A 15,691-nucleotide genomic window follows, 5' to 3' on the forward strand; every position below is an offset into this window, starting at 1 on the left:
ATCAAAAACAATCACCGCTAGTTTTAGCTTTCGGTCGTCTGCGGAAGCGAGAAGCCAACACATCTTTAAACTGTTGTCATACTTGTTATCTCCAAAAAACACCAATTTGAGTCAGCTAGCCAACAATGAATTGACCTCCACTTTTTGCTATAAACTATTAAGGACGGTCTATTCCTTTAAATATTTCAAGAATATCCAAACTATGTTCTGTAGCATTATAAGGCATGTTTCCAATTCCTTTAGCACTTATTTTATCTACTTTAACAGCGTCCCAAGTAAGATCGGAATGACCTTCCGCCATATCTAATAACGTGTCTTTAATATAATTGTCCCGATCAATTTGTTCTTGACTGGCATTAGGGCTAATCTGTCCAACAATGCCGTACATCTCTGTTCCATGGACAGCGACTTCCGCTCCTTTGACAGGTGCAACAACTAACACATGTGATGTTCCACCTGCATTAGCATGAGCCACTGCTCCACGAATTTGAGGTAATGTAAAGGATAAATGCGTTAATAATAATCCCCTTACCTCTACAGGCTTCAAAGTATCATCAGCAAAGGAATTGATTACTTGCTGGGCTCTAGATAAAGGAATACGCATACTGTGGGCAAATTGCTCTGTAAGCCTGTCAAGGGTCACTGGATCAAAATCTTTTGTCCGATTTAAGACCCAATAAAAAGTTTCTTCTGTGGTACTACTAAATAGAATATCTACATCTTTGTGTTTCCCAGATTCAAGAACATGCATCGGGTGATCAGCTATAACCCCATTTATTAGTTGACTATCGTCAGTAACAGCTATCACATCATTGTCAATGCCATGTGGAGTACCCGGATCAGGTGATTGAGTTGCATTCATTGCTTCAGCTAATTCATAAGCATCGACCTGTAATAAGTGCTCTGGATTATTAACACAGTCAAAATGTTTTAACACTTTTAGAGCACGCTCTTGCGCCACCCATTGAGGCACTAATCGAGAAGGCATACCAGAAAAAGCTGCTAAATGATGATAAAGATTGTCAGCACTAGGCGCTGATAATAGTTCTAATGATGAAAAAGCACCTGCACTATGTCCCGTAACTGTGACATTATTAGCATCACCGCCAAAATAAGCAATATTTTTTTGAATCCATTTAAGAGCCGTTATTATATCTTTAAGACCAAGGTTAGTTGCATCTTTTAATTTACCACCATACTGTGCTAGTGATAACCAACCAAACGGTCCAAGGCGATAATTAATAGAAACGCCTATCACACGACCAGTACTAGCTAGTCCTGATACGTCAGAAACTGCTTGTGTATTTGATCCTAACACCCAGCCACCACCAAAAATATAAACAACAACTGGTAATGGTTCCTCCCCCATGTCTTCAGGGGCCCAAATATTAAGGTTTAGACAATCTTCGCTAAGTCCGCTAACGGCTCCCAGCCAACTTGTATCGCCAGCCTGCAAAGGTGCTGGTCCATACTTAACATACTGCTTTGTTTCATCAAAAGGAACCAACTCTGGTTCAGCAAATCTTTCAGCTTTGGCATAGGGAACGCCTAACCAACTGTGTACTTTATGTGTCGTCATTTCTATCTACTCCAATTTAAATTATTTATGTTATCTGACTGATTATTCCGATTTGTATTAATAATTATTCTTGTAAAACTTTTTCGCAACATCAAGGTCAATGCGAAGCAAACTCTATTTTGTCGGCATTCTTTTGTAAATCACTAATTGTGTATATTTTGTGCCTTCAAAATAGTTAAGAGAACTGTTTCAGTATATCGTGAATAAAGGTTAACTTCACCTTTTTAAACAATACTTTTAGCTTTACCAAAATCCATATCCATTGGTCGAATAAATGACCAAGTTGAGTGGATTACTTTCCAGCCATCTTCTTCTTTTTGATAAACTTCAATACAATTGTATTGCATATCAATCAACGTCGTTTTTGCATATAGTTGATATGTTAAAACAGCCATATCATCGACTGCTTGCACTCGTGGATATTCAAAATCGTAACTGTCAGCAAATAGTTTTCCTTCAACATTAGCTAAAACTGATTCTTTTATGTCTTCATAACTATCAACACGTCTTTTAACAGCACCGTCAAAATACGAAAACTGTTTTTGTGACCAAATATTTAGGTAACCCGAAGTGTCCCCTTTGAACCACTTATCCAACGCACCCTTTTCTAGTGCAATAATCTCTTCATTTAATTTGTTATTTGTATTAATCATTTTTTCTCCTTATTTATAAATTGGTCAGATTTCATGCCATAGCGATGTGCCTCTTGAATATCTCCCAGTTTGAATACCTTTTCAAGGTCTCTACTGAACCCCCCATCATGATAAAAACCTGCTGATCTTTTTTTAATTGACTTTTTTTGAAGTGGCATAAGCTTCATCAACAGCCTCAATAATTAGTACTTGCGGTATATTATCAACATAGACTATCTCGTTACGTCACAGTCAACCAAAAAGCATTAATTGAATCCGCTTAAGTATATTGACTATCCTTAAGCGTAACAGGTTACAATTTTTAAGAATAATTCCCGCGTTAACATTATTCTTCATTTTGATACCATTTATTGGTGTTGGCAACATTTACACGACCGAATTATGTTTGAATTCTCTTTGAAAATAAAAAAAGAAAGACCAATTCGAAAATGAATTGGTCTTTCCAAAATTTACCCACCAACACTCGTTGACATAGGGGTCTTAAGACTTCTTCTACTCATTCTATAATCTTAGAATTTTACTTTTTAGCCTTTTTTGATTTTTTTCTACCTATCATAAAGATAACTGATGTTGCGAGTAATGCAGCACCTAATAACGTTACCAAAAGACTTGTTGCCTCATTTGTTTGAGGAAGATTTCCTGTATCACTCTTTGTATTATTTGCTTTGCTTACTGTATTTGAGTGAGTGTTTCCTTCAGGAACATCCGTCAACGTTTCTGTTGTTGTATTTCCTTTTGAATTATCTGTTGGTGGTGTTACCGGCGGTGTCACTACTGTTTTATCTTCATCTTTAACATAAACATACGTGACTGTTTGTGCCGTATCCGTGAAGATACCTTTAGCATTACTTGGCGCCTCTTTCAACATCCAACCTGAAAGTTGTTTCTCTTTAGATGTATATGCGTCACCAATCTTACCAGAGAATGTTACTGAAGCTGATAATTCATTACCATCTTTATCAACATATTTTACAGTGACATCTTTAGCAGCTGATCTCGTATAAACATACGTAACTGTTTGAGTCTTATCTGTAAATGTTCCTTCTGCATTTTTAGGAGTCGTTTTAACATTCCAACCTGCAATACGTTTAGCAGTTGTCTTGTATGAATCTCCTAATTTACCAGAAAGATTATCTGGTGTTGCTAGCTCGTTGCCTTTTTCATCTACATACTTAACTGTTACAGCTTCAGCATCTGTTTTTTCATACACATACGTAACTGTTTGGGCTTTATCCGTAAATGTTCCGTTGGCGTTACTTGGCGTTTCTTTTAACGTCCAACCTACTAATTCCTTAGCGGTTGTCTTGTAGTCAGCGTCAATTTTACCAGATAAAACATCTGATGTTGCTAACTCGTTACCTTTTCCATCTACATATTTGACCGTCACATCAGCTGCATCTGCTTTTTCATACACATACGTAACCGTTTGTGCAGCATCTGTGAATATTCCTTGTGCATTCTTTGGTACTTCTTTTAACGTCCAACCTGATAATACTTTGGCATCAGTTGTATAAGCATCCCCAACTTTTCCTGAAAGCGTATCAGCTTTAGTTAAATCATTCCCACTTCCATCAACATATCTAACTGTAACAGGGACAGCATCTGCTTTTTCATACACATACTTAACTGTCTGAGCTTTATCCGTAAATACTCCCGTTGCGTTTTCAGGTATTTCTTTTAATGTCCATCCTGAAATATTTTTAGCGGTTGTACTATATGGATTTGATACTTTTCCTGAAAGCACATCTGATTTAGCTAATTCATTTCCGTCTACATCAACGTATTTAACCGTGATATCAGCTGCATCCGCTTTTTCATACACATATGTGACTGTTTGTGCGGTCTCTGTAAATGTCCCACTTGCATTCGTTGGTGTTTCTTTCAACGTCCATCCTGAAATATTTTTAGCAGTTGTACTGTATGGATTTGATACTTTTCCTGAAAGTACATCTGATGTTGCTAATTCTTTTCCATCTGCATCGACATACTTAACTGTAACGTCAGCCGCATCCGCTCTTTCGTAGACATATGTGACTGTTTGTTTATCAGCAGTAAACTTACCACTTGCGTTACTTGGTGTTTCTTTCAATGTCCATCCTGAAATAACAGCAGCATCTGATGTATAAACATCACCAAAATCACCAGTAAGTTCTTTTGAATCAGCTACCGATTTACCATTTTCATCGACATATTTAACAGTCACTGGTGCAGAAGTTTTCTTATAAACATAGTTAACTGTTACTGCATCAGCCCCAAACTTACCAGAAACGTTACCTTCTACTTTTACAAAGTCGTAACCTGAAATCTCTTTTTGAGTTGTCGTATATGGATCATCGAAGTACCCACTTTGGACAACATCATCAGCAAGTTTATTACCATCTACATCTACATAATTTGCAGTAACATCAGCGCTAGCACGAATTAATTGTGTGCCTATTGCACCAGTTTCAACAACTTGCAACTTGTTAATTGCGATACCAAAACTGTTGTAAGCACCACGTGTTTCTTGAACAGCGCGTGACACTTTCGTTGTTTCAGCTGGTTTATTACTAATTAATGTTGAATCTGAAATTTCAGATTCTTTAGGCGCAACTAGATCAAATGATAATGTAACTCCCTTACCTTGGGCCCATTCAACTCCGTCATTAAGCGTAATTTTGTATGAATGAATGGTTGACCAATCAGCTACTTTATCAGCTGTTACCCAAGTTGCATCTTCAGCCCCAGTTGGGTCAACAATTTTAGCCGTTCCTGCTGGATAATTTGTATTCTTATCTAATATACCGGCACGTTTAGGATTTTTAGATGTACTATATAAAACAGTCATCTTATTTTCCCATGCACTTGGTAAAGTAATGGCCCCATCTAATTTCATTTCATAAGCCGAATTACGTGCTGCACCATCGGTAATATTTGAATCTCCGACAGATGGTAAAACATCTAAGAACTGCATTGATGTAATTTTATCATCTGTATTATTTGTTAATGTTGCTTGATAAGTGGCTTTTTTGCCGACTGTAACATTACCTAAATCGCCAAACTTATCATCTTTATCACCTTTAATACTTGCATCAACATCAATATTTGATTCTTGATTTAACACATATGAATTACCTGTTTTAATAATTGGTGTGTCTGTTTTACCATCTTTATCAATATCATCTGTATCAACAGATTTTACTGTATCCGTTAAAAGTGGTTCATCACCTGTCGGTTTCACAGCTGTATAATCAGTATCACCAATTGTTCCTGTCATGTTAAATGTCATATTAGGTGTCGCATCTTTTGAAATATTAATTTTAAATTGACCATTAAGGAATTTACCGGCTACTAATTTGTCGCCATTCATTGTTACTTTAACGAGTTGTCTTCCAGTACCTTTGTAATCCTTATCATATAATTCAGCGCTATAGTTCGTTGAAGCAACGCTTTCTTTGAACGTTACACCTGTTGGTAATAGCACATAACTCAGATAAGGTCCTGATAAAGGTGAAATTGATGCCTTATTATTTTCTATTGAAGTTAAGACAGTATTTTCACCTTCATTAACTGTACTTCCGACTGTATTTAGTAAACTAACTGAAGCTTTAACAACTTTTGTTTCACCGGTTGTTTTTGCTGCGACTTCAACGTGACGAGGCGCAATTCGATCTGTATAAACCTGACCATTTTCACCCTTAAATGCCTCTGCCCATGGGTTAGATGTGTAATCAACATATCGAGCTGCTTCAAAACCTGTTTCATCAGGTGCCTGAACGCCATAGAAAGTCATATCCATTTTATTAGTTATTTGACCAGTGAATCCTTTATCAATCGTTGCGTTAACTTTCATCCCGCTATTATACAATCCAGCTGGAGCCATTTTAACGGTTTTTTTACTTTCTGGATCATAGGTTGCAGATGCAGCTATGTCTCTATTTGCTGGAACTTTTGTTATCTTCTCATCATGGAACCACAGCCAAATATTAGCCACTTTTTTCCCATCCGGAATACCTAACTGAGCACGTGTGTAATTGGCGTTAGTCTTCATATCCATATTGAGTAATGTCCAGTTATCATCAACTTTTCCATCTGTTTCGTATTTTACCAACATAGCAAATGGTACTTTAGCTTTTGTTGGTGAAAAAGTTGGTAAATTATTGTTTGGCATGTAATAAAAATTACCCGTTGTAAAACTATCAAGATTTAAATGCGTATCCACATCATAATAAATATTATAATAAGAAAATCCAATATAAGGTGATGTCGCATTTTGTGAGGATAATGTTAATCCATAACTTAGATAAGCATCATCGTTAACTGTCACATCCGGGTCAATTAATGTAGCTGATGCCACGCCACCGTTTCCATCTTTTGGTCCTAAATGATTAGTTGGAAATGCTGATCCACCAGGAATTGGAATTGGAACTTCCTTAGGATCATTGGGCATAACCATAACCGTTGATTTAATTGGTGCTGTACTATTTACACTACCATCAAGGAAAGTTGCTGTTGAACTCACTGTATTCGTTATCTGTGAATAATAGGCAGCCTTGTCAGTTACTTTTGCTTGGATAGTCACATTTTTTTCAAAGAAATCAGTCACAGCTGCTTTTTGTTCAGCGTAACTTGGTGCTGTATATTCCCAGGTTAATGTTCTACCATCTGTACTGACACTCGGTTCTTGTGCGCCATCTTTTACACCATAGTAGTCTATTCCAGCGCCTAATTTATAGGTCACGTTAACTTTAGAACCTTCTTTAACATACAGTGCGCCTAATTCCTTTTTCGGCGCACTAACCCCTACACCATAGTTTACAATATCGCCACGATTAGGATTATTATATGTTTGTCCTTCAATACTAGTAACTTTATTTGTCATAGCATAATTATTATTTGCTGTTATATTAATTGAAGTTTTAGAATCATAGCTTTTATTTTCGCCATTCTGATCCGTTCCAGTAAATGTTGCTGCTGTGTCTAATTTTGTATTAGGCATAATTGCGCCATTTGCTGTTCCTATTTTTATAATTACTTTATTTGCTGTTCTTGCATTAAGCGTATCAAAATGATAATTCAATACACCTTTATCTTTATCATAAATTGGTGTGACGCCCGCAATTTTAAGTTCTGATAAATCTTGCGTAAATGTCATATTTTCATTTAAATTACTTGGTAACGTAACCTTTATATCGGCATTGGTAAATGAGGTGTTCTTACCTGAAATTTTAAAATATAAATTAAAATTAGCCAATTGGCCAGCTTCAATCGTATCTTTCTGTGCTTCAACTGTAAGATCCGTATTTGTATCTCCAGTACGAGTCATACCTGTCTCTGCTTTTGTCGCTTTTTTAGCAGTTGACGCCGTAGCTGCTTTTGAAGATGACGTTTCTGTCGTTGGATTAAGGTCCTGCGCAAACACAGAAGATAATGGTAATTGCGTGAACAACGTTATCATTGTTGTTGCGATAGTTAGCCCCTTTTTCATTTGTCATGCCCCCTTGTAAGTAATAACCTATTAAATAATATGCCGCCCCCGGCACAAATTAATTGTAACATCACAACAATCTTATGTAAACGTTTACGGCTTGCACTATTTAATCGTCTTTCCAAAAAAATAAAAGGGCATCGAAATCCTATTAAAAATGGATTTTAATGCCCTTTTATACTACCGTAATTCTAACTTACCACATTTATTAAATCAGACGTGGTCATTTAGAAATAAAACGTTCGGAACCAACTATGTTCACCCTCATATTTAAATACTGACAAATCAAAACCTGATAATGCGTAACTAGTAAACATGACTATAGCGCCAAACCAGATCAGAAATAAACTAATTTTCAACCAATTACGTCTTATATATTCAATCATTTTAAGCGACCTCCTTCAATTGTCTTCTGAATAAACGAATTAACCAGCGTGTCAGACTAATCGAATATTTAATTAAATATTTCGTTGAATACCAGGTCATTGCGATGAATAAAATACCAACACCTACAATTACAAAACTTACCCCAAATTGCATCAATCCAACGTTAAAACCTTGATTAAACATATCAAATGGCGATAGTCCTAAACTAATCACGCCACTGATAATAAATGAGGTAGCGATTACGCCTGCAATCATTGGTACTAACCATATTAAAAAATAAACTGTGGCAATTAGAATAGCAGCCGTCAGCAATAGCGGTCCCCATACAGGTGCTCCTAGGATAAGTAAAATGACAATCAAAACGATTATTGGTGTCGATAACTTTTTTTGTATTTTTGGTCGGTCATTTTGAATCAAACGTATCGCAATTTGACTTGGATTTTCTAAACTTAGAATAATATCTGTCACAGATTCGCCCGCTTCTAAACGGTCATCAATCATCTCGTCATAATAATCAAGTGTATTATCAATGTCTGCCGCTTGATAATGTTTAAGTTCTTCTTCTAGCTCTACAATAAATTTTCTCTTACTCATCGTTACACTCCCTTTATGTAATCGTAAACGTTTATTACCTGTTGCCAATCATCTAAAAATTCTTGAATATCTACTAATCCCGCCTCAGTTATGTGATAATATTTTCGCAATCGACCATTGTGTTCAACACTGTAACTCTCAATAGCGCCTTGTTTTTCTAGTCGTTTCAAAATGGGATAAAGAGTTGAATCTGAAAGTTCAATCACGCTTGAGGTGTCTTTAATAATTTGGTAACCATAAGAATCTGATGTCCTCAGCGTCGCTAACACGCAAAATTCTAATAACCCTTTTTTCATCTGTATATTCATCAACTCACTCCTTTCAAAATCAATACTATACGTTACATAGTATAATGTCAAACGATATATTATTTTATCCAAAAAAATCGACAATGTCAGTAAGACAACATTGTCGATTAAGTGGATTATTAATAATAGCTTTACTCTGTAGAACTGCCAAAAAGTTCATTGTAAGGCTATTTATTTTTTGCTTTAAAGTATTGTACAATTGGTCTCAATAAGAATATGCCTAACAGATAAATCCTAACATCATAAAAAATCGAACTGACTAAACTATCTTTAATAAAGAATGACAAGATTATTAAACATAAAGATAGGCTACCAAGAACAGAAAGGGTTTCATTCATATAATCTTTATATTTTTTCATTTTCATATCCTAACTAAAGCTATTATTTTTTTCAAATTGATAATAACACCTCGTTTTATCTTTGTCTATTTTAAACGATCTTATCAATTTAACCAGTAAGAAGACAGATAAGATTACATCAAATTAATTTTGTAGTATATTAAAATAAATATTAATTCATATCATTATGAAGGGTGGTCCTATCAATGAAAAAAATATTTAAAACTGATAACAATCAAGTGAAGTGGCTAATGAGAATCGGTATCGCACTCTGTATATTGGGCCCATGGATTGCCTTTTTAAATGGAATTGTCGGCTTATCTTTAGCTGGTTTAGGACTTTCTGCTGTTACAGATTCTATTCTCAACTTACCCTTCTTTCAGAAAAATTTTTTTTACTGCTTATTATCAATCCTTTTAATGCTATTGGTTGCTATCATCATTCTCATTTATATCCTTCTAATCATACTGCTACTAAATATACAATTTTAATCATAAACACTGTAAAAATGATTCTTCAATTAAAAAACTAGCTGATAAACCCAAATTAGGTTTATCAGCTAGTTTTCAGTTTTTAATGTCATAACTTTGATTCTGTTTCGTTCGTTTAATCATATAGTGTACATACATTGCAGAGTTCGCAATGGTCACTAATACCGTTATACTCACAATTTCTGGAAAATTGTTAAATATTAAGCTTAATATTACACCCACTATAGTTGTCGTTGTAAAGAATCCAATGACCACATTACCCAATCGTAAGTATTTTTTATTATACGGACTGGTTAAGAATAACCCTAAATAAAATAACGATATACCTAAATATAGACATAGTACTGAAAAGTTTTTAGGTATTTCGATTTCACTAATAAAACCTAACGAAATAGTGACTAAACTTAAGCCAAACAAGACAAAGTAATGAATATAAATTAATCGAATACCTGTTTCACCCGAACGATTTTCATCAATATAATGATCCATTTGAGTAATATAGGTCATAAAAAGTGCACCGATAATCATGAATATTAAAATTGAATAAAAATTAAATGTTTTAACGGTGAAATACGAGGCAATACCGAGAATACTTTCTCCAAATGTAATAATTGTTAATAGTGTTAGACGCTCTAATATATGTGGAAAATTAAGTGGGTGGAGTTTCAAAACTGAACCACCAAGAGCTGGTAATATCCAACTCACTGCAATACCCAGCAAGAATACCGCAATGCCTATGTTTAGTGGCAAAAAGGAGCCAATAAATACGAGTAATGTTCTTGTTGCAACAATCAACATCATTAGTTTAGCAATTTTTTTATCATCCTTTTTAGCAGCTGTCAGGTATACCGTGCCATATTGAACAACTAATACTGTGGATAATAGCCCTGTTGCAATTGCAAATGGTTGGAACCAATTATGGATATCCCCCTCAAAAGCATTGGACATATAAAGTAAAATTGCCATATCAATCATAAAAAGAATAATATCAGTCATCGAGTTTTTTCTATATCGATTAATAAAAACACTCTTAATCATCCATGTGTTAATAAAAACGACCATTACCACTGAAAAGATAATAAATGCACTAATCATACTTGATGTGCTTACTTGAAAATGATGAAGTAAATCCGTAGCTTGTGAAATTGCGTATGCAAAGACTAAATCATAAAATAATTCAGGTAATTCAACTTTCTTTTTTCTGACTTGTTCTACCATTTTAATTCCCTCGTTTTTTTAAAATTAATGAGTTAGATTACTCTACAAATCGTTTAAATACTACTAAAGACATTTTATTATAGCACCTTTTTCCAATTTATCTGAACTATATGAATAGCTAAATAAAAGAACCATCTGGATAAGCACTTTTAGAGAAGCAACTATCTAGATGGCCCTTTATTAATTTTGTAGATACAATTAATAAACGATTATATTTTAAAAGAATCTCTTAATTAATAAGAATCTTTGCCGTTCCTATAAATATCATTACCATCATAGATCTTATCGTTCACTTTAAAATGATTATCCACTTTAATGACAATGTCATTCCCAATCCAATAATTTTTTGGCGTCAATTTTAAAAATCCAAGTTTATTCTTTGCTCCCGATTTGAAACTTTCCATCTCACTTTTATTTATCTCACTCCGTACATACTTAGTCACGCCATCTTGAAATTTAATCACTAAAAATAAATTTGGTAACATGCCGACTTCGTTTATGCTAGGTATCCCATTGTTAGCCATTAGTATGCCTCCTCTTTACTAATCGTTTTTCTCGTATCCACTTTCGTTGTAAGACGCTTAAGTAATACATTCAACCTATATAAAAAAACAAAGTACTGATTACTCAGTACTTTGTCTACGTCTGAAGTATTCTCATCTCAAAAATACTTTCTATTTATTCTATCCATTTATTTGGTGCCATGCTTTTATTTGGGCTAAACGCTCTTTAAAACGTCGTTCCTTACCTTCGCTGGTTGGTTTATAATATCGATGTCCTGCTACGGAAGGTGGCATGGTACTCATAGTCGTTAACTTATCTTTGGCATAATGAGCTAATTCGTACCCTTTACCGTACCCTAGATCTTTCATTAATTTGGTAGGCGCATTACGTATTTGTAATGGTACGGGATCATTGGCCGTGGTTTTAACATCTTTAGCTGCAGCTAATCTTGCCTTATAAACGGCATTTGATTTAGGTGCCAGAGACAAGTAGGTTACTGCTTCCACTAAGTGAACATCACATTCAGGCATACCAATGAATTGGCATGCCTGAAAAACATTAATTGTCACATTGAGTGCATTCGTATCTGCTAACCCGATATCTTCACTTGCAAATCGAACAAGTCGCCGTGCTATATATATCGGGTCTTCTCCGCCTTCTAGCATTCGGGACAGCCAATAAATAGCAGCATCGACATCACTATTACGCATCGATTTGTGCAAAGCTGAAATTATATTATAGTGTTCTTCCCCATTTTTATCATAACGGACAAATCTTTTATTAATCAATTGGCTTAAATTATCCATCGTCACCGTAACGATATTATCAGCTTTTTCACCATTCAGAACTGCCATTTCCAAGGTATTTAATGCCATTCTGGCATCACCATCTGCAAAATTAGCAATCGCTTGAATTTCATCAGAACTAATGTGGATTGTTTGTTCTTCAAATCCGTCCGGGTTGCTGAGCGCGTTTTCGATTAATACAACAATATCTGCCTGTTTAAGCGCATGCAGTACAAATACTTTACACCGGGATAATAACGCTGAATTCACTTCAAAAGACGGATTTTCAGTTGTAGCACCGATTAAAGTAATACTACCTCTTTCAACATAAGGCAAAAATGCATCTTGTTGTGCTTTATTAAAGCGATGTATTTCATCGACGAAAACAATGGTTTTTTGACCAATTTCACAATCTAACTCCGCTTGTTTCATAATTTTTTTTATCTTACTAATACTACTATCAACTGCACTAAAGCTTAAAAAATTAGATTCAGTTTTACTTGCTATAATTTCGGCTAAAGTTGTTTTACCAACACCAGGTGGACCCCAAAAAATCATTGAAGGAACTTGATCACTTTCAATAATTTCTCGTAATATTTTGTTAGGGCCAAGTAGATTCTGTTGACCAACAAATTCTTCTAATTTTCGTGGTCGAACTCGACTGGCTAATGGTGAATTTTGAGGTTGATTAGAGAAAAGAGATTCCTGTTTCATTGATCAAACCACCTTTCTTTTAAGTCTGAATTTTTTCATGTTATACTTAATCATACACTGTACCGTTACGTTACAGACAATAAAGGAGCCTTATATGTTAAAAATAAGTGAGATGGCCAAATTAGCTAACACAACTCGCCGTACATTAATCTTTTATGACCAAGAAAATATTTTTAAACCTGCCCAAAAAAACGAATCTGGTTATCGTTATTATGATTATGACCAATTATACGATTTGCTATTTATACTTGGTTTACGTAGTTTAGATATTTCAGTAGCTGATATCAAGGAAATTAAAATCCATTCAAAAGGCGTACCAACACCTCAATTACTGAATGCTCAAGGTAAAATTGATAAAAAGATTGACGAATTAGTTAAAATTAAAAATGTTATCAACAAAAAAATTGAAGAACAATCTGTTACTAAGGACACTACCCTATATCAGCCCAAGATAGAAAACCGAATGAAAACAATTTTTTGGTGTTCTCGTCAATCCGTAGGTTGTACTGAGGAAGAAGTCGCTCAATTATTTTCAGAATTCTATAAACAATTAGACGCATTAGCTGTTATGGATACAACACAATCTGGATTTTTTACAACATTGGCTGTTGATAATCCAATCGGTTACGCTGAAGCGTCTTTTAGAGTTATCAAAGAAAAACTTACAGATGATCATGACGTTTTTATCCCAATCATGGAAAAACATGCAGGTAATTACGCATGTATTTTAGTGGAAAACAATGAAGCTGGTATCCATCAAGGATTAACTAAACTAAAATCATTCTGTCAAAAAAATAAGTTAAAAACCGCAGACTATTTATGGCAGCTTAATTCTGGCGACACCCTTATTAAAACTGGTTCCTCAAAATACGGCTGGCTTGAGTTTGCCATTTTGAATGAAAAGATTGAATAGACAAGAAAAAAAATTAGGCAACCTTCCTCCGGTTTAATACCGAAGACAAGTTACCTAAAGATGTGAAGTGAACCCAAATATTGGAAACTTAGAAACTACTTTTTTAGATTAGTTAAATAATTCAATCTGACACTCTAGTCGTTAGTAACAATAACCTGTCCGATTGGACGGTCTTTTTCCATCAAATAGCGATGAGCGTCTTGAATATCATCTAGTTTAAAAACTTTAGAAATCGGAAAGTGAAACTGTTTTTCATTAATAATATTAAACAACTCATTAACCATAGAACTATCAACATTAGATGAATCAAAAACTGTCGCGTACTTATTCGCCAAGTTGATGAACGGGTCAAAGTCTTTCCATAACCATTCCCCACTCAATTGACCAACTAACGTGTAAAACCCTCCTGTTTTAAGATGTGCTAAGGAATCCTCTACAGTTGTAGTACCTACCACGTCAATTATCACATCAAATTTGTTACTTGTTTCAATATGATTATCTTGATCTAATATGACTTCATTAGCTCCTAAAGTATATAGCAACTCTTTACGGTTGTTTTGCCTTGTTGTACTAGATACAGAAAGTCCAAATCCCTTTCCTAACAATAACGCAGCCATTCCAACTCCAGTAGTTCCACCACGAATTAATAAAGATTGACCTTCCTTAAATCGTGTTGCTTTTAAAGCCCCAAAAGCAGTATAGAAAGTTTCAGGATAACTGGCTAACTCTATCCAAGTTCCATTGAATGTTACAGGATAAATGATATTATCAGGAACTAAAGCATATTCTTGATAACTACCATCAAATTCACGCCCAAGGCCACCCATAAAAATTACGACCTTTTGTCCTTTTTCTAAGTTACTTTCCTGTGAAGGCTCATAGACCTCACCAACAGCTTCAACACCTATTACTCTCGGAAATTTAACTGAAGGTGATCCACCTTCTCTAGTTAGCACCTCATAACGGTGTACTGGAAAAGCATGAATCTTTATAACTGTTTTATTTTGAGTTGGATTTGGAATTGAGCGTTCGACAATTTCCAGTACTTCTGGGCCACCTGATTTTTTTACAACAACTGATTTCATAATAATTAACCCCCATTAAGTATTTTTTATACATTTACAATATACATAAATATATACTATCTTGTTACGTCACAGTCAAGTTAGAGTGCTCAGCAAATAGAATTATATCGATTAAATGCATTTTATTTAAATTGTTTAAAATAAAAACACCGCATAATACTTAGATTTTCGCCTAAATATTATGTAGTATTTTATTGTCTAAATAAAAGGTCTTCCACCTGCGAGCATTAATCCTAAAACACCCACACATAGGCAACAGATGCCTACCGCGTAGATGATACTTTTATTTAATTGCTTTTTATTTTTTCGTGCAAAGGTCATTTCAGTTAGTCCAATAAATATTAAGGCAACAACTAATTTAATGGCCGTTAAAATTGGATTTCCTTGCCATGCGTACCCTAGCAACATAATACCACTAGCAATTGAAATCAAATATCCCAGTCTCGTAATCATTTGATAAATTTTTGTATTAGTATTTGTAAAAATTGTGAGCGCCACTAGAACCGCTATCACAACCCAAGTAATCAAATGTATCCATAACCAAATCATAGTTAATCTCCTTTTATATCAATCTTACTGTTAGCTTATCATTATCCATCATTAAATCAAGGATTCAAAATTATTTAAACGATTGTGATTACTTTCATGCAAAAAA

The 15,691-nt window shown here is 34.7% G+C and carries 13 protein-coding genes; 2 read left to right on the forward strand and 11 right to left on the reverse strand.

Annotation, left to right across the window (positions count from 1 at the left end; genetic code table 11):
- Window positions 1-157: 157 nt before the first annotated feature.
- The 6 genes from AC1RPR_RS00285 to AC1RPR_RS00310 all read right to left on the reverse strand — a co-directional run bounded on the left by AC1RPR_RS00285 (window position 158) and on the right by AC1RPR_RS00310 (window position 8,988).
- Window positions 158-1,579, reverse strand: coding sequence for a carboxylesterase family protein (locus AC1RPR_RS00285; protein WP_481760892.1), 1,422 nt, complete (start codon window positions 1,577-1,579; stop codon window positions 158-160).
- A 224-nt stretch (window positions 1,580-1,803) separates the two neighbouring features.
- Window positions 1,804-2,232, reverse strand: coding sequence for a nuclear transport factor 2 family protein (locus AC1RPR_RS00290; RefSeq protein ID WP_481760893.1), 429 nt, complete (start codon window positions 2,230-2,232; stop codon window positions 1,804-1,806).
- Window positions 2,229-2,399: a hypothetical protein gene (locus tag AC1RPR_RS00295; protein WP_481760894.1), complete on the reverse strand. Its 171-nt coding sequence runs from the start codon at window positions 2,397-2,399 to the stop codon at window positions 2,229-2,231. Before AC1RPR_RS00295 ends, AC1RPR_RS00290 begins: the two co-directional genes overlap by 4 nt.
- A gap of 350 nt (window positions 2,400-2,749) precedes the next feature.
- Entirely contained in the window at window positions 2,750-7,699 is a 4,950-nt protein-coding gene (locus AC1RPR_RS00300) for a MucBP domain-containing protein (RefSeq protein WP_481760895.1), read from the reverse strand.
- Between the two features lie 387 nt (window positions 7,700-8,086).
- Window positions 8,087-8,680 carry a DUF1700 domain-containing protein gene (locus tag AC1RPR_RS00305; RefSeq protein ID WP_481760896.1) on the reverse strand — a complete coding sequence of 198 codons (594 nt, stop codon included), beginning with the start codon at window positions 8,678-8,680 and terminating at the stop codon, window positions 8,087-8,089.
- 2 nt (window positions 8,681-8,682) lie between these two features.
- The gene (locus tag AC1RPR_RS00310; RefSeq protein WP_409021630.1) at window positions 8,683-8,988 is read right to left on the reverse strand and encodes a PadR family transcriptional regulator; all 306 of its coding nucleotides are present in this window, start codon (window positions 8,986-8,988) and stop codon (window positions 8,683-8,685) included.
- A 544-nt stretch (window positions 8,989-9,532) separates the two neighbouring features.
- Here AC1RPR_RS00310 and AC1RPR_RS00315 point away from each other — a divergent pair.
- Window positions 9,533-9,817, forward strand: a complete 285-nt coding sequence (locus AC1RPR_RS00315; RefSeq protein ID WP_481760897.1) for a hypothetical protein — start codon at window positions 9,533-9,535, stop codon at window positions 9,815-9,817.
- Between the two features lie 75 nt (window positions 9,818-9,892).
- On the opposite strand, the gene AC1RPR_RS00320 is transcribed toward AC1RPR_RS00315, so the two are convergent.
- The 3 genes from AC1RPR_RS00320 to AC1RPR_RS00330 form a co-directional block, all read right to left on the reverse strand.
- The gene (locus tag AC1RPR_RS00320) at window positions 9,893-11,035 is read right to left on the reverse strand and encodes a low temperature requirement protein A (protein WP_481760898.1); all 1,143 of its coding nucleotides are present in this window, start codon (window positions 11,033-11,035) and stop codon (window positions 9,893-9,895) included.
- Window positions 11,036-11,268: 233 nt separating this feature from the next.
- On the reverse strand, window positions 11,269-11,559 hold the full coding sequence (locus tag AC1RPR_RS00325; protein WP_481760899.1) for a hypothetical protein: 291 nt from the start codon (window positions 11,557-11,559) through the stop codon (window positions 11,269-11,271).
- A gap of 159 nt (window positions 11,560-11,718) precedes the next feature.
- A complete protein-coding gene (locus tag AC1RPR_RS00330) occupies window positions 11,719-13,038 on the reverse strand; it encodes a replication-associated recombination protein A (protein WP_481760900.1) in 1,320 nt (439 codons plus the stop codon).
- 94 nt (window positions 13,039-13,132) lie between these two features.
- On the opposite strand from AC1RPR_RS00330, the gene AC1RPR_RS00335 reads away from it, so the two are divergent.
- A complete protein-coding gene (locus tag AC1RPR_RS00335) occupies window positions 13,133-13,951 on the forward strand; it encodes a MerR family transcriptional regulator (RefSeq protein ID WP_481760901.1) in 819 nt (272 codons plus the stop codon).
- A 134-nt stretch (window positions 13,952-14,085) separates the two neighbouring features.
- Here the strand turns inward: AC1RPR_RS00335 and AC1RPR_RS00340 are convergent, their stop codons facing one another.
- Window positions 14,086-15,036 (reverse strand): zinc-binding dehydrogenase, encoded by a 951-nt coding sequence (locus tag AC1RPR_RS00340; protein ID WP_481760902.1) that lies wholly within the window; start codon window positions 15,034-15,036, stop codon window positions 14,086-14,088.
- 198 nt (window positions 15,037-15,234) lie between these two features.
- A complete protein-coding gene (locus AC1RPR_RS00345) occupies window positions 15,235-15,585 on the reverse strand; it encodes a YisL family protein (protein ID WP_409021639.1) in 351 nt (116 codons plus the stop codon).
- Window positions 15,586-15,691 lie beyond the last annotated feature (106 nt).

Source organism: Dellaglioa sp. CoH-57-MRSF-22, assembly GCF_056781895.1.